The organism is Streptomyces sp. NPDC111656 (assembly GCF_055656965.1).
Window position 1 is genome coordinate 23,751 of the sequence record NZ_JBVKCA010000014.1, and the last position, 23,615, is coordinate 47,365.

Here is a 23,615-nt window from a genome sequence, read left to right on the forward strand (position 1 = left end):
GGAGACACTAGTGGCGACGGGGGGCGGAGAGAAGACCGCGCCGGTGAAGCAGGTCGGCCCGCTCGGCACAGTGGTCTCCGGCTCGACAGTCTCCCGTGCAGCAGTCGCGGACGGTCGGCCCTCCGGACCCGTTCAGGGCGTCAGACCATCTCTCGTGCAGCGGCCCCTCGCAGCACGTCGTCGACTGCTCGGGCTAGGGCCAGCCTGGCCTGCCTGCCTGCCGAGCGGTTCACCGGCCCGCTCCAGTCTCGCGAAGATCGTCGTGGGACCCAGGCCATGGCGTGCATATGCATAGCCGGCAGCGGCAGCGGCAGCGGCGTGCGTCGGAGGGCGAAAGACGCGGAGCCCGGAGATCGAGGCGATGTTCAGGGGGGTCAGCCTGGCGGATCCGCCTGCGGCCCGTCGCGCTGAGAACTGCGGCCTCGGCGCCTCCCTCTGCCGAACTCGTTCAGGAGGATCGCCGCAGCGATACCGGTGGCCACACCGATGATGGTGTCCGCCAGACGCAGGATCGGCTCCTTCCATGCCTCCTGCGGGCTGAGACCCGCGACGACCATGATGACCGTGGTGGTGATGGCCGCGGTCACCTCGGCGTCGGGCTGGCCGATCAGTCCGGGGATCAGCACGCTGATGGCCACAAGCAGAGCGAGGCCCCAGGGGTGGAAAGGCCAGATCGCCAAGTAGGCCAGACACAGCGCGAAGCTCACGAGCGTCGCCGACATACGGGCGAACGCCGCATGGAGGCTCTTCTGCCGACTCGTCCGCAGCACAAAGATCGTGGCGATCACTGCACACATACCACCGAGTTGGCCGTCTTCGTGTGACAGGTGGACGTTCGACATGATGGTGGTCGTCAGCCAATAGCTGAGCAGACTGGCCAAGCCGACTGTCACGGCATAGTTCAGCGTCTTCACAGGCGCCGCCTTCAGTAGGTCTGCCTTCACCGGCGCCCTCCGACCACGGATTCTGGATTGACGATGCGGTCGAAGGGGGTCATCGTTTCCCCGATTGATCAGCCTTGAGCGTGTTCTGCATCGCAAATCTCTCGGGGGATCAAAAAGTGTTCGGAGGATATCCGGTTCTGAATGAACACAGCGGACGAGGGCTGCCCGGGAGAGGGAGATGTCGCCGATCCGGCTAGGGCTGATGAGGACATGGTGCTGGGTGCGCCAGCGTTGTTCGAGCTCGGATGCGGCACGTTCACCGCGGGCGCGGACGGCTCCGATCAGGCTGTTGGTGGTACGCGTGGCCCTGTGCAGAGCCTGCTTGGAGCAGCCCTTGGGGCACCGGACCGAGGGTGGGATGCTGATCCCGGCGCCGAGGTAGCCTTAAGAGGTCGTCTCAACTGGCTTGAAAACTAGGCTGACCGCCGTGAGGGCCATGGTGGAGCAGCTGGTGCCGGACGAGTTGTGGGAGTTGTTCCAGCGGGTGGTTCCGGCTGCACCGGTACGACCGCAAGACGGAGGGCGACGTCGTTACGGGGACCGACAGGTGTTGGCTGCCATCGTGTTCGTGGCCAAGACCGGTTGCACGTGACGGCAAGTGCCACCGGGCTTCGGGCCGTCTGGGGCGACCGCGCACCGCCGTTTCACAGAGTGGAGCCGAGCTCGAGTGTGGGGCAAGCTGCACCGCCTGGTCTTGGACGAGCTCGGCGCACGTGGCGGAATGGACTGGTCGCGGTGCGCGATCGACCCGGTGAACATGAGAGCCCTCAAGGGGGGATCTGACGGGTCCGAATCCCGTAGATCGCGGTAAGAAGGGATCAAAGATCCACTTGATCACCGAGCGGACCGGTCTGCCCCTCTCCATCGGGATCTCGGCTGCGAACACCCACGACAGCCAAGGGCTGGAGCCCTTGGTGCGCGGCATCCAACCCATCCGCTCCCGCCGCGGCCCGCGCCGCCGTCGACCGACCAAGCTGCACGGCGACAAGGGCTACGACTTCGACCGGCTACGCACATGGCTCCGCTCCCGCAACATCACGCCGCGCATCGCGCGCCGGGGCATCGAATCCTCCCAGCGCCTCGGTAAGCATTGTTGGACCGTGGACAGCACGGTGGCATGGCTGTCCGGGTGCCGCCGCCCGCATCGTCGCTACGAGCGCAAGGCCGAACACTTCCTGGCATTCGCTGGCATCGCCGCTGCTCTGATCTGTTATCGCAGGCTGACAGCCTGACCAGTGAGACCTCCGAGCTGGGATGATCCTGCTGCAAAGACGACCCGGCAGCGAGGAGCGCCATGATCGACTACCTGCCCGCAGTCATGGCGATGCTCGGCCAGGCCCAGAACCGCTACGCGGACCCCTCCGCCTGGAATCGCCTCCACGCAGAGCTCGGCATCCGGCTGCCGAACGACTACCAGACCCTCGTGGACGCGTACGCCCCCATCGAGCTCAACTGCCACTTGTCCTTGCACCACCCCGCGACCGGACGCTGGAATCTGGGCGACTGGATTCAGGACACGGCCCGTGCCTGGTCCGAGGTTCCCTGGGACGACCTTGACGCGGATGAGGATCCTCGCCTGCTGTTCGGATTCACGGAGTTGAGCTTCGGTACCAGCAACGGACTGTGGCCTATCGCCAGCACCGACCGAGGCGAGACACTGTTCCTCACGGCTGCGGACGGCATGCTCTCCGGGATCCTGGTCGAAGACGGGGAAGGCGGCTGGGCGCAGTACGAGATGAGCTTCGCCGAATGGCTCTACCGCTACCTCATCGGCGAAGACATGGCTGGCCCCAACACCTCAGCCTTCTATCCCGGCCCGGTACAACTGCGTCGACTTCCGATGGCCGCCGGCGAACGGCCAGAGCCCTGGAGCGGGCCGGAGCGCGGCATGTAACCCTGCCTACCACAACAGTCACGGACACCCCACGTCGCCTGGAGAGCCAAACGAGACGACCACTAATACGCACAGAGGGCAGGCGTTGATCGTCCTCGTGGGGGCTGGATGGGACGTCGAGCGCGGGCTCGCGCTGCCGCCCAGGGGCCAGCCACTTCCTTGATCAAGTCGCCGAGATGTGCACGATCAAGGCCGCAGAAGGCAGGATGGCAGAAGGCCGCCCGGGCCGAGAAGGACGTCACAATCCATTCAACCTGCGCGGCCGTCGTCATGTCACGGCAGACCCCGCGCTACCGCGTATCGAGTCTTAGGCTCAGAGACATGACTATTCAGCGGATGGACAACGTCGCCATCGTCGTCGACGATCTGGACGCGGCTGTCGCCTTCTTCACCGAGCTCGGCATGGAGCTGGAAGGCAAGGCGCACATCGAAGGCCTCTATGCGGACCGCACCGTCGGACTCGACGGCGTCCGGAGCGACATCGCGACGATGCGGACCCCGGACGGCCACAGCAAGCTGGAGCTGACCAAGTACCACACCCCCGCGGTATCCGACGCCGAGCCGCGGAACCCTCCGCCCAACACGCTGGGCCTGCATCGCGTCATGTTCGCCGTCGACGACATCGACGACACCATCGCCCGCCTGCGCGCCCACGGCGCCGAAGTCCTCGGCGAGGTAGCGCAGTACGAGAACATCTTCCGGCTCTGCAACCTCCGCGGCCCCGCAGGCATCATCGTCGCACTAGCCGAACGGATTGGCTGACGCGGGCCTGCCGCCGGGAGGACTTCGCGGGCCCGCACGGCCGCCCAGCCGCTGGTGCGGAGGGGGAAGTCGGCGTTCCGCGGTTCGGCGGCGGCCGTGCGAGCTGGACCAACGGCTCGCGTGGCAAGCGACTGCGTTGCACACCGCGGCGCCGACCGTCGATGGTCTCCCCCGCCGAGGGGTCGGTCGGTGGCACATCGTCCTTCCGCCGATCCGGTTCTCCAAAGCGTGGGTCCAGCCCCGGCGTCGACGAGGGCACCCGACAATGCAGGCGCACGGCCCGGGCCCAGGACGCCGGCCAGCACCGCAGCCGCGGGGTGCCGCTCGTCGTGTCGTACGGGCTCGGGCGACGAGGCGCCGGCCCTGAGAGCCGGCCTTGTCAACCCGAAGGCCCCGCGGGCCGAGGAGGACGACACAATCCGCTCAACCTGCGCGGCCGTCGTCATGTCACGGCCTACCCCGCGCTACCACGTACCGAGTCGTCAGGTGACAGGCCGTGGAAGACGCCAAGGGCGAACTCGGCGGTCTCGTATGGGTCCAGGCCGAGCAGCGCGCCGCGCAGGGTGACGCCCCGTACGTGGGCGAACTGAGGATGCAGCTGGCCGATCTGCGCGTGGCCGCTGTCGAACAGGTGCGGCAGTACGAGCGCCAGCTGGTCCACGTGGTGCGGGTACTCGCCCTCACTCCCGGCCGCGGCAGCCTCGTACAGCTGCTCCGACTCCTCGACGAAAAGCGCCCATCCACTGCGGGCTCCGGCCTCCTGCCGCGCTTCGTCGCCTGTCTGCTTGCGGAGCACCAGCAGGTCACCGACCTGGCAGCCACCGTCTTCGATGAATCTCAGCTCGGGTTGCGAGGAGATTCGTTGCGCAGCCTCCAAATTTCCTTCCACTGCCGGGCGTGATCGGCCGCCAGCAGCGGGTCGGGCGCGTCGGCCCGCTGCACCGCGAGGCTGACCTCGCATTCCCTGCACAGTTGATGGATCCGGTAGACGCCGTCGTGCCAGGCGCTGGTGTGGTCCCGGTTTCCGCAGCACGGCATGCCAGCGCAGGAGCTTCATCGGGCGGGACCGATGAACGGAGCACCGTCTCGACGACCACTGGCAGCGGCTCGTCGGGATGGATCGTCGGCTCGGGACAGTAGGCAATGTTCCCCCACTCACGCTGCCAGCGCCGCCAGGACTCGTCTGCTTTCACCTGCCGAAAGCCACGTGCTTTGTCCGCTCGGCGACTGTTGGCATAGGCACGTCGACACGCGCGGACCGGCCCTCGTCGTACACCCGTCTCTCGTGCGTGTTGAAGCTGCTCATCCCAGGACGCTACGGCTTGCGAGCACGGATCGCACTTCACTTTGGCGGCCCAAGGTCTCGCCCCGGTAGCGCCCTTCACGAAGCTGCTGCCAGAGCCCTGAATCTCCCCACCCTGTGCTCAAGCGTTCGCCGAACCTGCTCGATTTCGGCGGCACTGCCGTGCCGCAGGGCCGTCGTGCCGACACAACGTTCGCCAAGCGCCAGGCAGGCCGGCGGAGCCGGGCGGAAATCCAGGTGGCCTCAGCGCACCCGCTGGGTAGAGTCGGGCCATGCCCGAGTTGCAGCGACTTCAGGCCGGCCATGCGTCGGCGGTCCTGGCCTTCGAGCTGGCGAACCGTACCTATTTCGCTGCCGCGGTCTCCGACCGCGGCGACGACTTCTTCGACCAGTTCGCCGACCGGCACAACGCCTTGCTGGCTGAGCAGGAGACCGACACCTGCGCCTTCTACGTGCTCGTCGCCGAGGACGGTTCGGTACTCGGCCGGTTCAACCTGGTCAACATCGAGGATCGCACCGCGGAACTCGGCTACCGCGTCGCGCAACACGTTGCCGGCCGCGGCGTGGCGACCGCGACTGTCCGGAATCTGTGCCAGCTGGCATCGACGCGGCACGGGCTGCGCACACTCAGGGCGGCTACTGCCCGCGAGAATGCCGCGTCACAGAAGGTGCTGACCAAAGCCGGGTTCGTCCCGGTCGGCCCTGCCGACCCAGCCCATGTCGGCGGTAAGCCAGGCACCTGGTACGAGTGCCACATCTAGCCTCGCCCCGCCAACCGGCCCTGGAGTACAACCCGTTGGGACCGACCGCGACCCGGCACTGTCCCCACCGCCCGCGACCCGTCACCATCGCGCAGCTCTCGCCCCCCGGAGGGCGCACGTCCCTCCGTCCCCACAGCCATCCTCGACGCCATTCCGCCGCGAAGGACTCCGTGACCGTTGACTGACCGCTGCTGATCACCGGGTCCGCCGACCGAACAGTCGGCGGACCCACGCACGCTCCTCGCCCGCCACTCTCGCCAACAGCCGCGGGATGACGCCGTACCGGAGCTTTGTCAGGGCCGGGAGCGCCTCAGGCGGCGGCCCAGGAGGACCGCTCCTGTGCCGGCGAGCAACGTGCTGGCGGCGATGCCGGTGAGCGCGGTCTCGGCCCGGGCGCCACGGGTGGTTCCGGTGGCGGCCAGCGCGGGCCGGGCGGGATCGGTCGCTGTGGCGGCTTGGAGGAGGAGGGCGGTGACCGCGTCGGGGTGGGAGATCATGGCCACATGGGAGGAGTTGATCTCCACCGTGTGTGAACCCGCGCGTTTCGCCTCGAAGCGTTCCTGGTCGGGATTGATGGTCTTGTCCTGCTTCGCGACGAGGAACCACGACGGGATGTGCTTCCAGGCGGCCACCTTGGCCGTCTCCGAGAACGCAGTCGTTGCCGCAGGTCGCTGGGTGACCGCCATGACCCTCGCGGTGCCTTCCGGCAGGTCCGCGGCGAAGACCGGATGGATCCTGTCGGGCTTGAGATACAGGTCTGTCCCGCTGACGCCGCCGGCTCGGTAGGGAACGGACTTCGTGGCGGTGCCGAGTTCGCTGGGGAACTTGGCCCCCAGGGACATTCCGCTCTCGCCCACGTCGGGCATCAGTGCCGAGACGTACACCAGGACTTCACCCGGGGTTGGCCGCGGCGGCGGTGCTGATCACGGCGCCGCCGTATGAATGACCAGCCAGCACGATCGGGCCCTTGATGCTGTCCAGCACGGAGGCGATGTAGGTGGAGTCGGTGTACAGCCCGCGCAGCGGGTTGGCGGGAGCGATGACCGTGTAGCCACGGCGTTCGAGCCGTTCGACTACCCCATTCCAGCTGGAGGCGTCCGCGAAGGCCCCGTGCACCAGCACGATGGTGGGTTTGGTCGTGGTCGTGGTCGTGGTTGTCGTAGTGCCGCCCTCTGCGGCTACAGGGGCCGCCAGGACCGTACATATGGCCACGGCGCACCCGGCCGCCATGACGTGTGCGCTACGTATTCGGCGCCGTGAACCCGGGACCGGAAATGCCGGCATGCCGTTCTCGCTTTCCGTGAGATCTATGACACGGATTGTTCAGGCGTCCGCACCGGCAAGCTCAGCCAGCACTCCAACCGGGTGAAACGGGTGAAAGAAGTACGCCCCGGGAGTGAATGCCGGAGGTAAAAGGTGTTCGGAACCTACGTCGTGTCCCATTGCGCAGTCCGACGGCCGTCCGGCGCCGTGCGCAATGCACTGGCTCGACCAGCTTTTCGTCGTAGAAAGCGTGCCATTGCGCGAACTTCCGTTCGACTCGGGGAGTCCGAACTCGGCGACAAGCGGTGTCGGCTGTCAGTTGCGAAGTCGGTTGGCGCCACCGAACGTTCTGGCGCCTTGCTGGATGGCCCGTTGCGTCCAACGAGCCATCGAACAGGTGGTGGCACTCGCTACGCGGCATCACCGGGAGAACAGGGACGATCAGGAAGCGACCCTGGCGCTCAGCCCGTAGTCCAGTTCTGCACCATCGACCAGTACCGCCTCGACCGTGCGTGTACTGGGGTCGATGTCGGCCACGATCCCGTCCCCGGCGTAGCGGGGGTAGCCCGAGGCGCCGGTCTCGCCCGTCGCCTCGACGACTGCCGATCGCACGGCCGAGTCTTCCACGGAGGCGCCGCCTCTGCCCTCGATGTGTTCGGGTACCAACAAGATACGGAAGCGCTGCGGCTCTGTAGTCATGCTCCGGTATTTAATCGCCTGTCCCACCAACCGTGGGAAAGGCGCACGACAGGTCTGCGCAAACAGGCTCCGCCGGCGGGGTTTCCCCATCCGTCGCGGAGGCACTGCAGGAATCGAAACACCCGTCCGTAGCCTCGCTCTACCACTCCTTCGCCGACGCCGAGGGCTCAGCAGGAGTCCCTGGCGGCGCTGCACCCACGCTTCAGGTCTCGCGCTGTCGGTGTGGCCGCCGCGGGTCTTTGCGCCGTTTTGGCCACGACGGCGCTCGCCTCGTCCGGTCACGGAACCGAGCGTCAGGTCATCAGGAAGCAGTCGCAGACGGCTGCCGTGAAGTCGGGGGCGTCACGGATGGATATCGGCGTCACGGATGGATATCTAGGCGTCAACGAGTGGTCCGACCGCGGCCCAGGCCGCCAAGGCCAACAAGTTGGTCGGGCAGTTGAAGGCGGAAGGCAGGGCCGCTGCGGCGCAGCCTCCGATGAAGATCCGAATCGGTCCACGTTCTAGGCCGAGGTGGCGCTGCTCGCCTGCACGGCTGCGACCAGTGTGTCGAGTTGTCCGCGGACTCGGGCGGCGGTGACATGGTCGAAGTAGTCGCGGGAGCTGATGATCTCACCGTCGCGCACCCGCAGCACGAAGATGCCGGGCAGCACGAAGGGTTCTTCGGTCTCGGCGACTGTTCCCTGGTACTCGAACTCGGCGACGATGACCTCGGGGTCGGTCGTCTCGTGGATCGTGATGTTGGCTGCCCGACGTCGCAGCCGGGGGCCGGCCTCGGTCGGCCCGAAGTGTTCGCGCAGTTCGTCGCGGGTGCGGAGCGCGGCAGCACGAAGCGGGTCGAACGGGTGCACGACGTGGGTCTGCTCCGCATACAGATCGGGCAGTTCGCTCCAACGGCCCTCCGCGACACCGTTCACGAGCGCGAGGAAAACTTCCCGCGCGCTGAGGACTTGGGTCATGGCACTCTCCTGTCGTCGGCGCCGACGTGCAGTGGTGTCGCACTAGTATCCGGAGTGCGGACTCCGAGTATACGGAGTCGTGACTTCGGATAGTGAGATACGGCGAGATACGGCGGGATGCGAGTGACAGCGCGATGAGCCCCCCTGGTAACCGAGACGTGGGCGGCAAACGGCCGCAACGCGCTGACGCGCGAACCAACCGCGAGCGGATCTTGACCGTCGCCGAAGACGTCTTCGGTAAGGGTGGCCAGTCTGCGTCCACCGAGGAGGTGGCCCGCCTGGCCAACGTCGGCATCGCCACGGTCTTCCGCCACTTCCCCACCAAAGCCGCGCTGCTGGAGGCCGTTCTCGTGCAGCGGTTCGATCGCCTGCGCGAGCAAGCCGAGACGCTGTTTCACGCCCCGGACCCGGGTGCGGCGTTCTTCGACTTCTTCAGCCACCTCGTCGCCGACGCGGCCGGCAAGATCGCCATAGCCGAGGCGCTGTTCGAGGCCGGTGGTGACAACGGCGGCGACGCCGCTCAGGCTTCGGACGGACTGCGTCGAGCCGTCGGTGCTCTGCTTCAGCATGCCCAACGCGCCGGCGCCGTCCGAGATGACGCAGAACTGCCCGAGGTGTACGCCTTGCTCGTTGCCGCATCGCGAGCCTCCGCACACGCCCGCCTCGAGGAAGCGGTACGAGACCGGATGCTCACCATCATCTTCGATGGCCTCTCGCCACTCCGGAGCGCGTGAGCGCAGCTGAAGACCTGAACTCGGCACCCGCGCCAGTGCTGTGACCACCGGTTTGTGACGCGTGGATTCTCGGAGGTTGCTGCGTGAGCCTTCATCGTGGGCGGATAGCCGTTCCCCTCGCCGTCTGAGGGGCCTGGCGAACTGTCTACCGACCCAGTTGAGATTCCCCGAAGCGAAGTCCGGTGCCTTGCGGCCAACGCCGTGCGTCCACATCCGAGTTGCGCGTGCCGGTGGACAGGTACGCGGTGTGCCTGCCTGGACCAGGTTCACTGCACTGCTCGGTCCATGTGCTGTTGAGTGAGGCACAGTTGGACGCCACAGACCGCGACCACGCCGTCGATCTCCGTCTCGGTGCACTCGTCGGAGCCACGGATGGGAGAGGTGGAGGGCGTCTTCCCCCACCTAGTCGGGCGGACCCGTCAGGCCATCGGGTTGACAAGGGCTGACGTAGCTGCGGTTGGGCATGTGCCACCCGCATCGCGGACTCCTGCACGCAGCCCATGTCACGGGTTCGTGATTGGGCGCACCTCTGCTTCTCGGCGGGGGAGCAGCGGAGGAGTGTTGGTGACGAGTCGGACGAGGTGTTCGGCGAGGTCGGTGTCGAGGGGGGCACCGGTCATGAGTCGCCGGTAGAGGATGGTGCCGGCCCAGATGTCCTGGACGAGATCGATGTCGAGGTCGTGGGGCAGGTCGCCGCGTTGGATTCCGCGGCGCAGTGCTGCGGCGATGTTCTCGCGCTTGCGGTACAGGAAAGCCTCCCGGAACCGGGCCATGAGTTCGGGGTGGGGGAGTAGGCCGCCGGCGAGTGCGGGCAGTGAGGTGGCCATGTCCTCGTTGGCGTAGTTGTCGATGGTCATGTCGACGGCGTGGCGCAGTTCGGCGTGGGTGTCGTCCAGATCGGGGATCTCTTCTGCGCGGAAGATCTCGGCGAGCGCATCGGCGACGAGTGCCTCCTTGCTGGGCCACCAGCGGTAGATGGTCGATTTGCCGACGCCCGCGGCCGCCGCGACGGCCTCGATGGTCAGTGCCGGGTATCCCTGTCCCGACAGCACATCCCGTGCCGCGTCGAGGATCTTTGAAAGGGAACGCGGCCCACCGGCCGCCGGACCTGAGGAGAAGACGGGGCCTGAGGAGAAGACGGGTGCCATGAGTTAAACGATACGTATCGTTTCACCTTCGGGTCAAGGTGTGCTAGCGTCGCATCATCGATGAAACGCTACGTATCGTTTCACTCCAGTCTCTTTCCGAAGGACGTGGCATGAAGGGTTACACCGTCCCCCTGTCTCCCCGTGGCATCGCGAACCTGGCGCCCGCCCCGCCGTGGCACTACGCCGGCACCGTGGTGGGTGTGGAGTTCTTCACCGACCCGGCCGCCGCCGCAGCGACTCTGCCCGAGGGGTCTGGCCCCCGACCCGGACTCCGCCGGCCGCGGCGTCGCGATGTTCATCGACTGGCAGTACTCCTCCACGGGCCTGGAGTACCTGGACCCCGCACGCTCGCAGTACCGGGAGTTCCTCATCACTCTGGACGCCCACTACAACGGCGCGCCGGTCGCCTGGTGCCCCTCCATCTACGTCGACAACGACTCCGCCATGGCCCGCGGCTGGGTCCAGGGCTTCCCCAAGAAGCTCGGCGCCGTCCACCAGACCCGCGCCTATTCCGTCGGCGGTCCCGGCACCCCTGTCCTCGGCCCGGGCGGACAGTTCGGCGCCACCGCCTCCGCCGCCGGACAGCGCATCGCCGAAGCCAAGATCACCCTCGAACGGCCCGTCCCCGACCCCGCCGCCCTGATGAGCCGCCCCGTGGTCAACCTCCGACACTTCCCCCGCCTGGCCGCCGGACAACACGACAAGCCCGCCGTCCACGAACTCGTCATGTCGGTCCTGGACGACACCGCCATCAGCGACGCCTGGGCTGGCACCGCCGAGCTCGCCTTCCTCCCCGCCCACGGCGAAGAACTCGCCGACCTGCCCGTCCAGCGCACGGGCAGGGGATTCCACTTCGAGCTCGCCTACACGGTCACCGACCTCAAGACCCTCATCGACCACAGCAACTGATCACCCCATGCACCACGAGGGCCCCGCCACCAGCCATCACCCCGGTGGCCCGTCCCCGAGAACGAACCATCCGCGACGCGGGCGTGCCCCCACATGTTGTGGGGGCACGCCCGCCGCTCTCACATTTCAGGAGTCGACGTGCCCATCTATACCTGCACCACCGCCCAGGGAACGCTGAGGGCCGACGCCAAGGGCGAACTGGCCACCGAGATCACCAGGATTCACGCGGAGATCAACCACGTCCCGCCCGCCTACGTCAACGTGGTCTTCTCCGAACTGCCTCAGGACAGCGTCTACGTCGGTGGAGAACCAGGAGCGCCGCTCCTGATCGGCGGCTGGGCACGCCGCGGCCACCCGCAGGAGGAGACGACCCGCTTGGCACTCGAGCTGTCGGCGGCCGCTGCCCGCATCACCGGGATCCCCGAGCGCCGCATCCTGGTGGTGATCCAGGACAGTCCCGCGCGTTCCGCTGTCGAAGGCGGCCAGGTCCTGCCCGACCCGGGTCAGGAGAAGGAATGGCTGAGCCGTCACGAGGCGTGAGGCCGGCGCCGGGGTGACGGCGCGTGGGCCCCTACAGGTCATCTCGATTGGCCGTGCGGCGGTTCAGTGCGATCACGCGGTGAAGAGTGGGAAGCCGTCCTCCGGTACTACGCGTCGCTGTAGGAAGGTCGCACCGACGGCGGCGACCTCGCCCCCGGCGCGATCTCCGAGTACGACCCGCTGCGGGCCCGCGACTTTCGACGTACGGGTGTTCCGGCGCTGGAGGCCGTGTGCCTGGCCTCGGGAATATGGCGGTCGGCGGCAGCAGCATTCTCACATGGCGCGCAGGCCCCGGTCGGCGAAGGCGATCAGCCACTCGAAGCTCTCGTCGATGTCGGCGCTCCACTGGAAGCCGTTGGACACCTGCAGCGTGGCGAACCCGTGGCAGAGGCTGCGGAGCATACGCAGGGCATGGTCCACGTCGGACTCCGGGACCTCGTAGCCGCGCAGGACCGCCATGAACGCGTCGAGCAGTCGCTGACCCGCGATGGCCAGCGGATCGTCCGGGCCGGACGGTTCCACGCCGATCGTCGCCGCGTATCGGCCGGGGTGCTCCAGGACGAAGGCGCGGAAGGCACGCGCCGCGGCCGCCAGGGCGTCGCGCCCCGCGTACCCCTGGACCGCGCCGCCGACGGCGTCGGCGGACTCGCTCAACGCCAAGGCTGCGATGCGCCGGTTGAGGTCTTCCTGGCCGCCCACGTGCTTGTACAGGGACGGGGTACGCACGCCCACCCGCTCGGCCAGCAACCCCATCGTCAGATTGGCGAGGCCCACCTCGTCGGCGAGGGCGGCACCGGCCGCGACCACGGCCGCCGGGTCCAGGCCGACCCTAGGCACGAGCGGCGTCCGATCGGATGAAGGCGAGCATGAGCGAAACCACCTCATCAGGGAACTGGTCGTGCGGGTAGTGCCCGGCGCCCTGGATCATCTCAAGGCGACCGAGGCCGGACGGCAGGGCGTCAATGATCGCCGAACCCTCGACGCGCGGGTCGGCCCAGTCGGGGTCGAGTGTGCCCATCACGACCAGGACCGGGCAGCGGACGTTGCCGAGCTGCGCGCCGGCGTCGGTCGGGGCGCTGCGGCCCATGCCCTGCATGGCCTTCATCCGGCCCGGCTCGCGCAGCAGGGAGTCGATGCGGCCGAGCCGCTCGGCCCAGTCGGCCGGCTTCACGCCGGGGTAGGCCACGTCGAGGTACGAGCGCCAGAGCGGCACGCTGCCGAACGCGCCCGTGCCGAGCAGCCGCAGCATGCCCTGCCGGAAGCGCTTCACTCGCAGGTCGCCGAGGCGGATCGACTGCTTGCGCGTGAACGGCGCCAACTCGACAACCGCGGTGATCAGCGAGGGCTCCATCGCCGCGGCGATGGTGGCGGCGCCGCCGGAGATCGAGTGGCCGACCAGCACGGCCGGGCCGCCCAGGTGGCGGACCACGGCGAGCAGGTCGCCGGCGATGGCGGTGCGGCTCCAGGTCGGCCAGCCGACGCCGCAGCCGCGCAGATCGACTGCGGCGACCCGATAGCCCGCCGCCACCAGCGGCGGGATCACGGCACGGTACGCGGCGCGGCTGTCGCCCATGCCGTGCGCGAGGACGATCAGCGGGCCTGACCCCGCCACCTCGTAAGCGATCGTGCGGCCGTCGACGGCAAGGTACTCGGTCATGACATCCCCTGTCTGGCTAACTCTGTTAGCTAAAAGCTAATCTGATTACCCAAACCTGTCAACGACGAGATGCCCAGTACGGCCGGGAGGAACGGCGAAGCGTCGTGGAAGGGACAGACCTCGATCGGGATCGAGGGGGAGGTGCCGAGGACGTTGACGGCGGCGTCGGGGGCCTCGGCGGCGACGTACTCCAGGACGGGCGCCGCGGATCTCGGCGAGGGTGGTCTCGAAGCCCGTACGGGAGGTCACACTCTCGTCGGCGGGCTGCCAGATGCCGTCGGCGCGTTGCTCCTCCAGATCCGGGCTCACGCGCCTCGTCGTCCTCGAGCCGCTCGGGCCGGGGGAGCGACTGGCGTTCGTGCTGTACGACCTGTGGGCGGTGCCGTTCGACGAGATCGGTCGGCAGCGAGGGGTGGTCCGGGCATCCCTGAGGGCAGCTCGCCACTGCGACTGTCCACTCGCGCAGCCACGCGGGGGCGAGCGGTGCTCGCCAACGGCCTTCCCGGGGTCGTGTCTTGGCGCGAAGAGGGAACTCCGCTCTCGGTCATCGCGTTCGTCGTCGACGACGACGACGGCCGGAACGTCCCTCCCTGAGGTGTAAGGAGGTGCAGGTCAGGGTGGTATACGGGGAGCCGTCCGGGTGGCTGGTACCTGAGGGGACCGCAGTTTAGGGGTCTGCAGCTCAGAGGCCTGCATCTCGGAGCCCTGAATCAATCGACTTCCTTCATTCGATTCCGGCCTGAAGTCGCCGACGTCCCACTTGCCTTCGCACGAACGCGGCGGTATCGCCCTCCCGGCGCCCCCGTCACCGCCGGGGTCGCGCGGCCGGACCCGGGGGCGATGTCCGAACCCGCTGATAGCGTGCCCCGTCCAGCGGAAAAGATCATGAGGGGACGGCAGACGTGCAGGAAGTGACGCGCCATGAGGTCAGCGGACAGCGCATAGCCCAGGCACTCGACGACATCAGCGGACGGACCCGGCGGCGGTGGCACTGGATGCGCTATGACGACCCGTCCCCGGAGAAGCTGCAGGAGATGCACGACGAGCTCCTTGATTACATCGCAGCCCGCACCGTGGAGGATCCCGCGCTCGACGAGTCATCGCGCACGGTACTGCGGACCGCGGCGGAGTGCTCCCTGGGGGCGCTGAGCGTTGGCTGTTTTCCCGACGGCGACCAGGAAATCCACTTCCCGCTGATCGGCGAGACGCTCAGCAGCGAGGACATCGCCTTCGGCGACGCCATCGAGCAGGTCCCCACGGCCAGATGGTGGTGCGACACGTTTACGATGTGCCTGGTCAGCGGGCTCGTGTGGGAATGGCAGCGGGTGATCGGTCTGCTGCTGCGGAGCGACTACGCGCCCGCGATCCGCGACGGGGTGCCGTACTCGAAGCTGAATTCGACGTCGGATCAGGCGGACCTCGCTGCGATGGACGCACTGTGCGGCTACCTGACCCAGGCGCGCGGGCACCTGCCCCGAGACTGGCCCACCGTGACCCTGTGCAAGCCGGACGCCGACGAGCGCGCCGAGGCGGCCCGGAAACTTGACGCAGCCGGCCCCCTGACACCGGATCAGCGACTCCTTCGCGTACTCCTCGACGACGACCAGCACGCCTTCGAGCAGGCTCTTGTGGCCCGGCTCATCGAGCACCGGGAGTGTGTGGGATCCAATCCCGCTCCCCGTACTCTGCTACCGCTCAGCGCCCTCGCTCTGGCCGCCCTTGGGGTCCAGGTGCATGGGTGGGAGTTGGGCGTCCGGTCCGGCTATCTGCCGCACGGCACGCTGGGGTCCCCGGAGGCGCTGCGGCGAGCGGAAGACGCCGGCGGAAATGACCTGGGCCACTGGACTGCCAAGTAGTCAGTCCGGACAGCCGTAGTCCCCACCATCCGAGTCGAGTTCACCCTGTTCTTGCCGCGCGAGGACCTGTGAAAGCCCTTCGCCGACTTCGAGTGCTGTGGGCTATGAGAGGAACCGCTGAAGCCTCACCACGGACGTCATCCGTGTCAGTCGTGCAGGGCGGACTTGAGCGCGTCGATGGCGAGATGACGAGCGACCTTGGTGGCGTTGGTGTCACGGAGGAGGTCCAGCATCAGGAAGTCGTGGACCATGCCCAGAACGCGGACCGCGGTGACGTCGACGCCGGCTTCACGCAGCTTGGCCGCGTAGGCCTCGCCCTCGTCACGCAGGACGTCGGCCTCGTCAGTGATGACCAAGGTCGGGGGCAGGCCGCGCAATTGATCGATGCTGGCCCGCAGCGGCGAGGCGTAGGGCTCGGCGCGCTGGGCGGCATCGCTGGTGTACTGGTCCCAGAACCAGATCATTCCGTCCCGGGTCAGGTACTCCCCGTCCGCGAACTGCAGGTAGGACGGGGTGTCGAAGTCGGCATTGGTGACGGGGTAGAGCAGGACCTGGCAACCGACCTGGACATCATCGCCCCTGTCCTTGGCCATCAGGGCGAGGGCCGCGGACATGTTTCCGCCCACGGAGTCGCCGCACACGGCGAGGCGCGAGGCATCCAGGCCGTGCTGTGCGCCTTCGCGGGCGGACCATTGGGCCACGGCGTAGTTCTGCTCGATCTGAGTGGGGTACTTGGCCTCGGGGGCCCGGTCATAGACGGGGAAGACCGCAGCCGCGCCGGCGCCGACGGCGAGTTCGCGTACGAGGCGGTCGTGGGTGTTCTCGTCGCCGAACACCCACCCGGCTCCGTGGATGTAGAGGATGACCGGAAGCGTCCCGGAGATGCCGCGCGGGCGCACGATGCGGGTGCGTACCTGCCCCCACTTGCCGGCGTCGACGGTCACCCATTCCTCCTCGACGTCGGGTTTCGTGACACCTTCTCCGGTCTGCAGGCCGGCGAGGATGTCACGCCCCTGATCCGGCGGCACTTCGTAGATCCGCGGGTGCGGGGAGGTCGCCTGGGCAAGGTCATGCGCCGCGGGCTCCAGGATCGGAGTGGGAAGCACTGAAGGCATGCTGATCTTCCTTTCCCTACAGGATTGGGGGCAGCAATGACGCCAGACGCACTATTTGCGTAGATATATGCATCCTTGATAAGGATAGCGGGGCAGCGACACGCCCGCGATTGCACCAGTCCGTCCCTGGGTGGGCAGAGGAACGGCAACGGCGACGTGCTGGTGTACGCGGCACGCCCCCTGTGCACACCGGGCACTGCAACCCGAACGGATCGATCCGTTCGACAAACCGCACGACACCTGGATCGCGACGTGCAGAGCGAGCGTGGATCCGGTGGCACCAGCGAAGCCGCCGACTCACCCCGCGATCGCGCGGCCCGCAGCGCCCCCGCACAGGACGGCTGATTCGGAGGGGCGCGAAACGTCGCACGGGCCGTGTTGTGCCGGGACGCCGAGGTCGTCGAGGAATCCGCGCTGACGACACCGTCGGCGGCGCGGACGATCTCGTCGGTCCAGGGTTTCTCGCCTTCCGCGGTCAGGCGCAGCCCTCCGCTAGATGATGTTGAGGCAGTCGAGGAACGGTGTGGCGGCCGAGCTGCTTCCTGTGATGCGGCAGTGGTCGCGCCAGGGTTTGCGGGTGGTGGCCCACGCGATGAAGTCGAGTGCCGTGCTGTGGACCCGAGTGGTGGCGTCCGCACCGGGTGCCACGGTCAGCTCCCCGTCCGGCCCGGACGCAGGGAAGACGGTGACGGTGGTGGCGCCTGGCCCGGTCAGGTCGAGGACGAGGGGCCTGTCGACGGTGGCGCTGAGTTCGGGTCCCTGCATCTGGGGGAGGCCTGCGAGCATGAAGTCGACGGCGGGGGCGACTTGGGCGTCGGTCGGTTCCGGCAGGGTGAACGGGAGTGGGCCGTCCGGGGCGAGCAGGTCGTTGTGCAGGTGGCAGAAGACGTTGAACGCCATGGTGTTCGCGAGGAGGTGGCGCGGATATGTACCGAGCCCGGGTACCTCGACAGCCTCGTCGACCCCGGGCGGTTCCTGGGCCGCTTCCAGGAGGTCCAGTTGCCGGGGGGTGCTGCGCCGCCACTCGTCGAGGACTTCCGCATGGTTCCAGCCGCGTCGTTCGTCGACGCGCAGGTCGTGGTAGCGCTCGCGGTTCTGCGGGAGGGAAGGGTCGGGCGGCGGCGGGGTCACGGCCTCGGAGGCGAGGGCCGCGAGGTGGGCCATCACGTCGATGACACGCCAGCCGGCGCACGCGGACGGCAGCTCCCACTGGCCGTCGTCCACCTGGGGGATGATCTCAGCCAGTTGTGCCGTGCTCGAACGTGCGGCGGCGATGCCGGCACGGGTCATCGTTCCTCCCTCGCCTCTGTCGATGGGACGGCCCGGTCAGGACGCGGCCTTGCGGGACATGCGGTAGGTCGCGGCGACGTCCGCGCGGCCGAGTCCGTCGTCGGCCGCGCGGCGGAGGCGTTCGCGTACGACTTCCGCGATGCCCAGGTGCAGACCGGCGGCGCGGGCGGTGTCGGTGATCAGGCCGGCGTCCTTGGCCGCTGCTTCGAGGGGGAAGGACGGGGCGTCGAGGTCGTCGTCGATCATCTTGGGGCCCTTGCTCTGGACGTACGGGCTGTTGAGGCCGCTGTCGTCGATGACCTCGATGACCAGGCGGGGGTCCACTCCCAGGGTGCCGGCGAGGGTGAGGGACTCCGCGATGCCCTCGACGGTGGTCAGGACCCAGGCGTTGTAGGCGAGTTTGAGGCTGCTCGGCTGGCCGATCTCGTCGAGCCACACGGTGCGTGTGCCCACCGCCTCCAGCACCGGTCGCACCTCCTCCCGTGCCTCCTGCTGGGAAGAGGCAGCCAGGATGGTCAGGGTGCCGGCCACGGCCGGTTCCTTGGTGCCGAGGAGGGGGGCTTCGACGTACGCGACGTTCAGTCGGGCCGCCTGTTCCGCGAGACGGCGGGACCCGTCGGGGGAGACCGTGCACGTCTGCACCCACACCGGGTGGCCGCCCAGGCCGTCGCGGGCCTGGTCCATCACGTCGGCGACCACCTTCTCGTTCGCGAGCGCGGTCAGTACGATGTCGGCGCCTTGGCAGGCCTCGGCCGGCGTGTCGCACACCGCGGCGCCGGCGTCGGCCAGCGGTTCGGCGGTGGCGCGGTTGCGGTTCCACGCGCGCAGTCCCACTCCCGCCGCCGCGATGTTGCGTGCCATGGCCTCGCCCATGGTCCCCGTGCCGAGCACGGCGACCACGGGCTTTCCCTGCCCGGACGACGGGGTCCGGTTTGTTCCGCTCATCGTCGGGCCTCCCTACGATCGACGCGCCGCGCGCCGCGACGGGCGGCGTGCATGCCGTGGTGTCCCGGCGCGCATGCCGGGGTGTCGACTGCCGCCGGGTATCGGGGAGTTCAGGCGTTCTGGCCGATCCAGACGGTCTTGGCGTTCATGAACTCCCGCATGCCGAGGTCGGACAGCTCGCGTCCGTAGCCGCTGCGTTTGACGCCACCGAAGGGGATCTCGGGGTAGCTGGTCGTGTTGCCGTTGATGAAGGCCATGCCCGACTGCACGTCGCGGACGAAGAGTTCGCGTTCGGCCTCGTCCTCGCTCCACAGGTTCGACCCGAGGCCGTAGGGGTGCCCGTTGGCTTCCCGCAAGGCCTCCTCCAGGGAGGGGACCGTCCACACCTGCGCCACGGGGCCGAAGACCTCCTCGTGGTACATCCGCATCTCAGGCGTGATGCCGGTCAGCACCGTGGGTGGGTAGAACCAGCCGGGCCCGTCCGGGCGTTCGCCGCCCAAGAGGACCGTCGCGCCCTTGGCGACGGCGTCGTCGACGTAGGACTCCACGTCCCGCCGGCCGGACTCGGTGGCGAGCGGTCCGACGTCGGTGCCCTCGTCCATCGGGTCGCCCACCACCAGGGCGCCCATCTTCGCCACGAACATCTCGATGAATGCGTCACCGATGTCCTCGTGCACGAAGAAGCGTTTGCCGTTGATGCAGGACTGCCCGTTGTTCAGGGTCCGCGCCTTGACCGCGACGTCGGTGGCCTGCTCCAGATTCGTGGAGGGCATGACGATGAACGGGTCGGAGCCGCCGAGTTCGAGGACCACCTTCTTGATCTCGTCGCCGGCGATGGTGGCCACCGACCGCCCCGCCGGTTCACTGCCGGTCAGCGTCGCTGCCGCCACTCGCGGGTCGCGCAGCACCTGCTCCACCCTCCCCGCGGAGATCAGCAGGGTCTGGAACACGTCGTCAGGGAAGCCCGCGTCACGGAAGAGTTCTTCCAGGTACAGGGCGCACTGCGGCACGTTCGAGGCGTGCTTGAGCAGACCCACGTTCCCCGCCATCAGTGCGGGCGCGGCGAACCGCATGGCCTGCCACAACGGCAGATTCCACGGCATCACCGCGAGCACCGCACCGATCGGCTGGTACGTGACGAACGTCTGCTCGGCGCCCACGCGCCCGCCGTCACCCTCCAGATCCCGCAGGAACGCGGGGCCCTCGGTGGCGTAGAAGCGCAGTCCGTGAATGCACTTGGCCACTTCCTGCTCCGCCGCGCGGAAGGTCTTGCCCATCTCCGTGGTGATCATCGAGCTGACGCTCTCGACCTCCTTCTCCAGACGGTCGGCCGCATGGTGCAGCCACTCCGCCCGCTGCTCGACGCTCGTCAGCCGGTACGAGGCAGCCGCAGCCGCCGCCCGCGCGAGCTTGTCCTCCAGTTCCTCAGGAGTCAGTTCGTCGAACCTCCTGAGGACCTCACCTGTCAAGGGACTCGTCGTTGCGATAGCCATGAATCCACGCTATTACCGCCCGATAAGGTGAGCAAGTCACTCATTTGCCACTTTATCGGGCTCGTGAAGCGCCATGCTCATCGCCGGAGCCATGCCCTTCAGGTCGGCCAGAACCTCGCCGTCCAGCAGCGACGACCCGCCGAACGGCTGCCACGCCACCCGCTGCCGACCCCCAGCACAGCACCGGATGCGTCGCAACCGCAGGTGCGCAAACATGGTGATGTCCGTAGCGGCGGCCGCGGTGACCGACGCCGGAACCTGTTTCCCACCCGCGCCGCCCGGCCTGAGCCGCTTTCCGCTCGTCCGCGAGAGCGAGGCACTCATGACGCAGATGCAGGCAGCCCGGATGCATGGATACAAGGAACCCCTTCGCATCGAAGCGGTCCCTGTGCCCGAACCCGAGCCGGACGAGATTCTCCTGAAGGTCGCCGCAACTGGCATGTGCCGAAGCGACTACCAGCTCCTCGAAGGCTACTTCGAGGGTCCGTTCCCCGTGGACCTGCCCTATATCCCCGGTCACGAGGTGACGGGCCGAGTGGCCGGACTGGGCAGCGCCGTGCCCAGGACGGTGGGCTATGCGGAGGGCGACATGGTCGTGGTCAATCCCAGTTGGGGAGACGGCACGTGCCGGCAGTGCCGCGAAGGCAACGAACAGTTGTGCAGCGGCAACGGTCGGTGGGTGGGATTCGGGCCTCCAGGAGGCTTCGCCGAGTACATGGCCGTGGAGTGCCGCCATGCGATCCCGGTCTCCGAGGACGCCGCGAAATCGCCCGAGCTCCTCGCCCCCATGACCGACGCAGGCATGACCCCGTACCGAGGAATGAGGAAGCTGCGGGACGCAGGCAAGCTGGGCCCCGGTCGGACCGTCGCCGTCACGGGCATCGGCGGCCTGGGAAGCTACGCGGTCCAATACGCGAAGCTGCTCGGAGGCGGCGCCACCGTGGTGGCCCTCGCGCGCACAGACGGCAAACTGGACGTGGCGAAGGAGAACGGCGCGGACCACGGGATCAACGTCAGGAACAAGTCCACCGAGGCCATCCAGGACGAACTGGAGAGACTGACCGGCCGGAGGGCAGTCCACGCCATCCTGGACTGCGTCGGCAGCGAGGCTTCTGTCTCCATGGGATTCGACCTGCTCGGCCCCGAAGGGGCACTGGCGGCTGTCGGTCTCATGAGCCACCGCGTCGAGCACCGCCAGTTCCCCTTCGTGGGCATGGAACTGTCCTATCTCGGTTCCTTCTGGGGCAACCACTTGGATCTCGTCGACGTGCTCTCACTCGCGGAAGCCGGTCTCGTCAAGCACAACGTCACTAAGGTCGAGCTGGAGGACATCAACGAGAACCTGGAAGCCCTGGGTCGTGGCGACGTCGTCGGACGCCAGGTCATCGTGTTCGAATGACGGTCGTCGAATTCATCGCCTTCGAATGACGATCACGTCCGATATTCGATATCACGCTGGATCGCGGAGAGCACCCAGGCGGTCGGCCCGGGTGGTCTCCGCGGACATCAGGCGTCCATCAGGCCGGACATCAGGGGGCTCGAGTTGAAGGTTGTCGGGGTCGCGGAACACGACCCGCGATTCGAGGGATCCCTCGTGCTGGTTGCCCGTGTTGGTGTGCAACCCGATCACGTGACCGGAATCGGGGGTGATCAACAGGATTCCGTACCCCGTCGATTCGCGGTAGAGGTGCGCGAGGAGATGTGGTGGACTCCGGTGATCCTGGGTCCGGTGACGACCTGACTCAAGGTTTCCCTCCGGTCGAGGGTGGTGGCCCCGGCCCGTCCCGGGCCTCCCCTCGGTCAGGACAGAGCCGTGACGAGCTCCTTGGCGAGAGGGCCCGAGGAGGCGGGGTTCTGCCCCGTGAAGAGGTTGCGGTCCACGACTGTGTACGGTTCCCAGGCGGGACCCCGCGAGTACTGGGTGGGCAGCTTCTTCAACTCGTCCTCCAGCAGCCACTTGGCCTTGTCGGCGAATCCGACACCGGCCTCCTCCTCGTTGCAGAAACCCGTCACACGGTAGTTCGCGAACGGCGTTTCGCCGTTCGCATCACGGGTCGCGAGGAGAGCGGCGGGGGCATGGCAGACGATGCCGAGTGGATGGCCGGAAGCGAGTGCCTCCCGCAGCAGTGCCCCGGAGTCGGGGTCGACCGAGAGGTCCTCCATCGGGCCGTGACCGCCGGGGTAGTAGACCGCGTCATAGTCCTCCAGGCGAACCTCCTGGAGAGAGATGGGATGCCTCAGTTCATCCGCGGACTCGATGACGGCCTCCTCCTGGAGGGAGTTCTCTTCGCCGCCCGCCATACGGGGCTCCAGGCTCATCGTGTCCACAACGGGAACGACCCCAGCCGGAGTTGCCACGGTGACCTCGTGTCCGGCATCGGTGAACACCCTGTACGGCGCCACGAATTCCTCGGCCCAGTACCCGGTGGGATGTCGGTGCCCGTCCTTCATGGTCCAGTAGCTCGCGCCGGTCAGCACACACAATATCTTGGCCATGAGACGCTCCTCGGTAAGACGTTGCCCTGGAACGGGCATGAGGCGACCGGGTTTCACGTGCCCATCAAGTGTGAGCGGGCATCCTGGGGTCGGCAACTTGTGGCCGACCGAGGCATACGCACATCGGTCTCGCGGAATTTCAAGAGGATTTCTACACCGCTATACAGGAAATGTGCGACACGAATACACCACCGTTTCGGTGAAGTATTTTCGGCGATGCGTTTTCCTGGGGTGCGGAGGTCTGTCTGGGTAAGTAAACTGACGGATCCGGCGTTCCGAAGGACTGCCATGATCAAACCCTATGGCCCCTACGATTTCGTGCCGCCGATACGGACCTTCTCGTTGACCTCGGAGTCCGTGGCCGACGGCGGGCCATTGGCCCGCGAGCAGGTGAGCGGCATCCTGGGAGCTGGCGGATCGGACATCTCACCGCAGCTGAGCTGGTCCGGCTTTCCCGAGGAGACGCGGAGTTTCACGGTGGCGATGTTCGACCCGGATGTGCCCACAGCTTCGGGCTTCTGGCACTGGGCTGTAGCCAACCTGCCCGCCTCCGTGACCGACCTACCGGCCGGGGCGGGAGACGGCAGGGAGCTGCCTGGCAACGCGGTGACGCTGCCCAACGACGCCGGCTACAGCAGGTACCTCGGCCCGGCGACGCCTCCGGGCAACGGCCCGGACCGTTACTTTCTCGTCGTGCATGCCGTCGACGTGGAAGAACTGGCGGTGTCAGGGAAAACGACCCCTGCCTACCTGGACTTCCTCCTGTTCAGCCACGCGATTGCGAGGGCGACCATGTACGGCACTTTTGAGCGGGCCTAGTACTGCGCGGTCGCCCTGTTTCCGGTCG

At 67.7% G+C, this 23,615-nt stretch carries 24 protein-coding genes and 1 pseudogene; 11 read left to right on the top strand and 14 right to left on the bottom strand.

Features of this window, described 5'->3' with window-relative positions:
* Window positions 1-374: 374 nt before the first annotated feature.
* Window positions 375-914 (bottom strand): FUSC family protein, encoded by a 540-nt coding sequence (locus ACZ7M3_RS33695; RefSeq protein WP_472068267.1) that lies wholly within the window; start codon window positions 912-914, stop codon window positions 375-377.
* Window positions 915-1,380: 466 nt separating this feature from the next.
* On the opposite strand from ACZ7M3_RS33695, the pseudogene ACZ7M3_RS33700 reads away from it, so the two are divergent.
* The 5 genes and pseudogenes from ACZ7M3_RS33700 to ACZ7M3_RS33720 all read left to right on the top strand — a co-directional run bounded on the left by ACZ7M3_RS33700 (window position 1,381) and on the right by ACZ7M3_RS33720 (window position 5,664).
* Window positions 1,381-2,176 (top strand): annotated as a pseudogene (locus ACZ7M3_RS33700) (IS5 family transposase).
* Window positions 2,177-2,238: 62 nt separating this feature from the next.
* Complete coding sequence (locus tag ACZ7M3_RS33705) at window positions 2,239-2,838, top strand: SMI1/KNR4 family protein (protein ID WP_472068269.1); 600 nt, start codon at window positions 2,239-2,241, stop codon at window positions 2,836-2,838.
* 321 nt (window positions 2,839-3,159) lie between these two features.
* On the top strand, window positions 3,160-3,600 hold the full coding sequence (locus ACZ7M3_RS33710; protein ID WP_472068271.1) for a VOC family protein: 441 nt from the start codon (window positions 3,160-3,162) through the stop codon (window positions 3,598-3,600).
* Between the two features lie 577 nt (window positions 3,601-4,177).
* Window positions 4,178-4,501, top strand: coding sequence for a DUF6183 family protein (locus ACZ7M3_RS33715; protein WP_472068688.1), 324 nt, complete (start codon window positions 4,178-4,180; stop codon window positions 4,499-4,501).
* Between the two features lie 674 nt (window positions 4,502-5,175).
* On the top strand, window positions 5,176-5,664 hold the full coding sequence (locus ACZ7M3_RS33720; protein WP_472068273.1) for a GNAT family N-acetyltransferase: 489 nt from the start codon (window positions 5,176-5,178) through the stop codon (window positions 5,662-5,664).
* Between the two features lie 293 nt (window positions 5,665-5,957).
* Here ACZ7M3_RS33720 and ACZ7M3_RS33725 read toward each other — a convergent pair whose 3' ends face one another.
* The 4 genes from ACZ7M3_RS33725 to ACZ7M3_RS33740 form a co-directional block, all read right to left on the bottom strand.
* Window positions 5,958-6,548, bottom strand: coding sequence for an alpha/beta hydrolase (locus ACZ7M3_RS33725; protein WP_472068275.1), 591 nt, complete (start codon window positions 6,546-6,548; stop codon window positions 5,958-5,960).
* A gap of 7 nt (window positions 6,549-6,555) precedes the next feature.
* On the bottom strand, window positions 6,556-6,876 hold the full coding sequence (locus ACZ7M3_RS33730) for an alpha/beta fold hydrolase (RefSeq protein WP_472068277.1): 321 nt from the start codon (window positions 6,874-6,876) through the stop codon (window positions 6,556-6,558).
* A gap of 492 nt (window positions 6,877-7,368) precedes the next feature.
* Complete coding sequence (locus ACZ7M3_RS33735) at window positions 7,369-7,626, bottom strand: hypothetical protein (RefSeq protein ID WP_382145359.1); 258 nt, start codon at window positions 7,624-7,626, stop codon at window positions 7,369-7,371.
* Window positions 7,627-8,129: 503 nt separating this feature from the next.
* Window positions 8,130-8,585 carry a nuclear transport factor 2 family protein gene (locus ACZ7M3_RS33740; RefSeq protein WP_472068279.1) on the bottom strand — a complete coding sequence of 152 codons (456 nt, stop codon included), beginning with the start codon at window positions 8,583-8,585 and terminating at the stop codon, window positions 8,130-8,132.
* A 158-nt stretch (window positions 8,586-8,743) separates the two neighbouring features.
* Between ACZ7M3_RS33740 and ACZ7M3_RS33745 the strand changes: the two genes are divergently transcribed.
* A complete protein-coding gene (locus ACZ7M3_RS33745; protein WP_472068281.1) occupies window positions 8,744-9,319 on the top strand; it encodes a TetR/AcrR family transcriptional regulator in 576 nt (191 codons plus the stop codon).
* A 503-nt stretch (window positions 9,320-9,822) separates the two neighbouring features.
* Here the strand turns inward: ACZ7M3_RS33745 and ACZ7M3_RS33750 are convergent.
* On the bottom strand, window positions 9,823-10,467 hold the full coding sequence (locus tag ACZ7M3_RS33750) for a TetR/AcrR family transcriptional regulator (RefSeq protein ID WP_388524021.1): 645 nt from the start codon (window positions 10,465-10,467) through the stop codon (window positions 9,823-9,825).
* Between the two features lie 291 nt (window positions 10,468-10,758).
* Between ACZ7M3_RS33750 and ACZ7M3_RS33755 the strand changes: the two genes are divergently transcribed.
* Both ACZ7M3_RS33755 and ACZ7M3_RS33760 read left to right on the top strand, forming a co-directional pair.
* The gene (locus ACZ7M3_RS33755) at window positions 10,759-11,376 is read left to right on the top strand and encodes an acetoacetate decarboxylase family protein (protein ID WP_472068283.1); all 618 of its coding nucleotides are present in this window, start codon (window positions 10,759-10,761) and stop codon (window positions 11,374-11,376) included.
* Window positions 11,377-11,514: 138 nt separating this feature from the next.
* Window positions 11,515-11,916 carry a tautomerase family protein gene (locus tag ACZ7M3_RS33760; RefSeq protein WP_452974127.1) on the top strand — a complete coding sequence of 134 codons (402 nt, stop codon included), beginning with the start codon at window positions 11,515-11,517 and terminating at the stop codon, window positions 11,914-11,916.
* Window positions 11,917-12,189: 273 nt separating this feature from the next.
* Here ACZ7M3_RS33760 and ACZ7M3_RS33765 read toward each other — a convergent pair whose 3' ends face one another.
* A complete protein-coding gene (locus ACZ7M3_RS33765; RefSeq protein ID WP_472068690.1) occupies window positions 12,190-12,723 on the bottom strand; it encodes a TetR/AcrR family transcriptional regulator in 534 nt (177 codons plus the stop codon).
* 22 nt (window positions 12,724-12,745) lie between these two features.
* Complete coding sequence (locus ACZ7M3_RS33770) at window positions 12,746-13,573, bottom strand: alpha/beta fold hydrolase (protein WP_472068285.1); 828 nt, start codon at window positions 13,571-13,573, stop codon at window positions 12,746-12,748.
* Window positions 13,574-14,475: 902 nt separating this feature from the next.
* On the opposite strand from ACZ7M3_RS33770, the gene ACZ7M3_RS33775 reads away from it, so the two are divergent.
* Window positions 14,476-15,429, top strand: coding sequence for an immunity 49 family protein (locus ACZ7M3_RS33775; RefSeq protein WP_472068287.1), 954 nt, complete (start codon window positions 14,476-14,478; stop codon window positions 15,427-15,429).
* Between the two features lie 146 nt (window positions 15,430-15,575).
* Here ACZ7M3_RS33775 and ACZ7M3_RS33780 read toward each other — a convergent pair whose 3' ends face one another.
* The 5 genes from ACZ7M3_RS33780 to ACZ7M3_RS33800 all read right to left on the bottom strand — a co-directional run bounded on the left by ACZ7M3_RS33780 (window position 15,576) and on the right by ACZ7M3_RS33800 (window position 20,488).
* Complete coding sequence (locus ACZ7M3_RS33780) at window positions 15,576-16,544, bottom strand: alpha/beta hydrolase (RefSeq protein ID WP_472068289.1); 969 nt, start codon at window positions 16,542-16,544, stop codon at window positions 15,576-15,578.
* A 492-nt stretch (window positions 16,545-17,036) separates the two neighbouring features.
* Window positions 17,037-17,834 carry a maleylpyruvate isomerase family mycothiol-dependent enzyme gene (locus ACZ7M3_RS33785; protein ID WP_472068291.1) on the bottom strand — a complete coding sequence of 266 codons (798 nt, stop codon included), beginning with the start codon at window positions 17,832-17,834 and terminating at the stop codon, window positions 17,037-17,039.
* A gap of 36 nt (window positions 17,835-17,870) precedes the next feature.
* Entirely contained in the window at window positions 17,871-18,779 is a 909-nt protein-coding gene (locus ACZ7M3_RS33790; protein ID WP_472068293.1) for an NAD(P)-dependent oxidoreductase, read from the bottom strand.
* A gap of 110 nt (window positions 18,780-18,889) precedes the next feature.
* Window positions 18,890-20,272 carry an NADP-dependent succinic semialdehyde dehydrogenase gene (locus ACZ7M3_RS33795; protein ID WP_472068295.1) on the bottom strand — a complete coding sequence of 461 codons (1,383 nt, stop codon included), beginning with the start codon at window positions 20,270-20,272 and terminating at the stop codon, window positions 18,890-18,892.
* A 36-nt stretch (window positions 20,273-20,308) separates the two neighbouring features.
* Window positions 20,309-20,488, bottom strand: coding sequence for a hypothetical protein (locus ACZ7M3_RS33800; protein ID WP_472068297.1), 180 nt, complete (start codon window positions 20,486-20,488; stop codon window positions 20,309-20,311).
* On the opposite strand from ACZ7M3_RS33800, the gene ACZ7M3_RS33805 reads away from it, so the two are divergent.
* Window positions 20,487-21,671, top strand: coding sequence for an NAD(P)-dependent alcohol dehydrogenase (locus ACZ7M3_RS33805; RefSeq protein WP_472068299.1), 1,185 nt, complete (start codon window positions 20,487-20,489; stop codon window positions 21,669-21,671). The two genes, ACZ7M3_RS33800 and ACZ7M3_RS33805, sit on opposite strands and share 2 nt — an antisense overlap.
* A gap of 401 nt (window positions 21,672-22,072) precedes the next feature.
* Here the strand turns inward: ACZ7M3_RS33805 and ACZ7M3_RS33810 are convergent, their stop codons facing one another.
* Window positions 22,073-22,768, bottom strand: coding sequence for a type 1 glutamine amidotransferase domain-containing protein (locus ACZ7M3_RS33810; RefSeq protein ID WP_472068301.1), 696 nt, complete (start codon window positions 22,766-22,768; stop codon window positions 22,073-22,075).
* 288 nt (window positions 22,769-23,056) lie between these two features.
* On the opposite strand from ACZ7M3_RS33810, the gene ACZ7M3_RS33815 reads away from it, so the two are divergent.
* The gene (locus ACZ7M3_RS33815; RefSeq protein WP_472068303.1) at window positions 23,057-23,587 is read left to right on the top strand and encodes a YbhB/YbcL family Raf kinase inhibitor-like protein; all 531 of its coding nucleotides are present in this window, start codon (window positions 23,057-23,059) and stop codon (window positions 23,585-23,587) included.
* Window positions 23,588-23,615: the final 28 nt, after the last annotated feature.

What these genes read in the sequence shown, in the direction of transcription:
- ACZ7M3_RS33705 (WP_472068269.1), top strand. Translation starts at nt 2,239, where the DNA reads ATGATCGACTACCTGCCCGCAGTCATGGCGATGCTCGGCCAGGCCCAG.
- ACZ7M3_RS33710 (WP_472068271.1), top strand. Translation starts at nt 3,160, where the DNA reads ATGACTATTCAGCGGATGGACAACGTCGCCATCGTCGTCGACGATCTG.
- ACZ7M3_RS33720 (WP_472068273.1), top strand. Translation starts at nt 5,176, where the DNA reads ATGCCCGAGTTGCAGCGACTTCAGGCCGGCCATGCGTCGGCGGTCCTG.
- ACZ7M3_RS33735 (WP_382145359.1), bottom strand. Translation starts at nt 7,626, where the DNA reads ATGACTACAGAGCCGCAGCGCTTCCGTATCTTGTTGGTACCCGAACAC.
- ACZ7M3_RS33740 (WP_472068279.1), bottom strand. Translation starts at nt 8,585, where the DNA reads ATGACCCAAGTCCTCAGCGCGCGGGAAGTTTTCCTCGCGCTCGTGAAC.
- ACZ7M3_RS33750 (WP_388524021.1), bottom strand. Translation starts at nt 10,467, where the DNA reads ATGGCACCCGTCTTCTCCTCAGGCCCCGTCTTCTCCTCAGGTCCGGCG.
- ACZ7M3_RS33755 (WP_472068283.1), top strand. Translation starts at nt 10,759, where the DNA reads ATGTTCATCGACTGGCAGTACTCCTCCACGGGCCTGGAGTACCTGGAC.
- ACZ7M3_RS33770 (WP_472068285.1), bottom strand. Translation starts at nt 13,573, where the DNA reads ATGACCGAGTACCTTGCCGTCGACGGCCGCACGATCGCTTACGAGGTG.
- ACZ7M3_RS33780 (WP_472068289.1), bottom strand. Translation starts at nt 16,544, where the DNA reads ATGCCTTCAGTGCTTCCCACTCCGATCCTGGAGCCCGCGGCGCATGAC.
- ACZ7M3_RS33785 (WP_472068291.1), bottom strand. Translation starts at nt 17,834, where the DNA reads ATGACCCGTGCCGGCATCGCCGCCGCACGTTCGAGCACGGCACAACTG.
- ACZ7M3_RS33790 (WP_472068293.1), bottom strand. Translation starts at nt 18,779, where the DNA reads ATGAGCGGAACAAACCGGACCCCGTCGTCCGGGCAGGGAAAGCCCGTG.
- ACZ7M3_RS33795 (WP_472068295.1), bottom strand. Translation starts at nt 20,272, where the DNA reads ATGGCTATCGCAACGACGAGTCCCTTGACAGGTGAGGTCCTCAGGAGG.
- ACZ7M3_RS33805 (WP_472068299.1), top strand. Translation starts at nt 20,487, where the DNA reads ATGGTGATGTCCGTAGCGGCGGCCGCGGTGACCGACGCCGGAACCTGT.
- ACZ7M3_RS33800 (WP_472068297.1), bottom strand. Translation starts at nt 20,488, where the DNA reads ATGTTTGCGCACCTGCGGTTGCGACGCATCCGGTGCTGTGCTGGGGGT.
- ACZ7M3_RS33810 (WP_472068301.1), bottom strand. Translation starts at nt 22,768, where the DNA reads ATGGCCAAGATATTGTGTGTGCTGACCGGCGCGAGCTACTGGACCATG.
- ACZ7M3_RS33815 (WP_472068303.1), top strand. Translation starts at nt 23,057, where the DNA reads ATGATCAAACCCTATGGCCCCTACGATTTCGTGCCGCCGATACGGACC.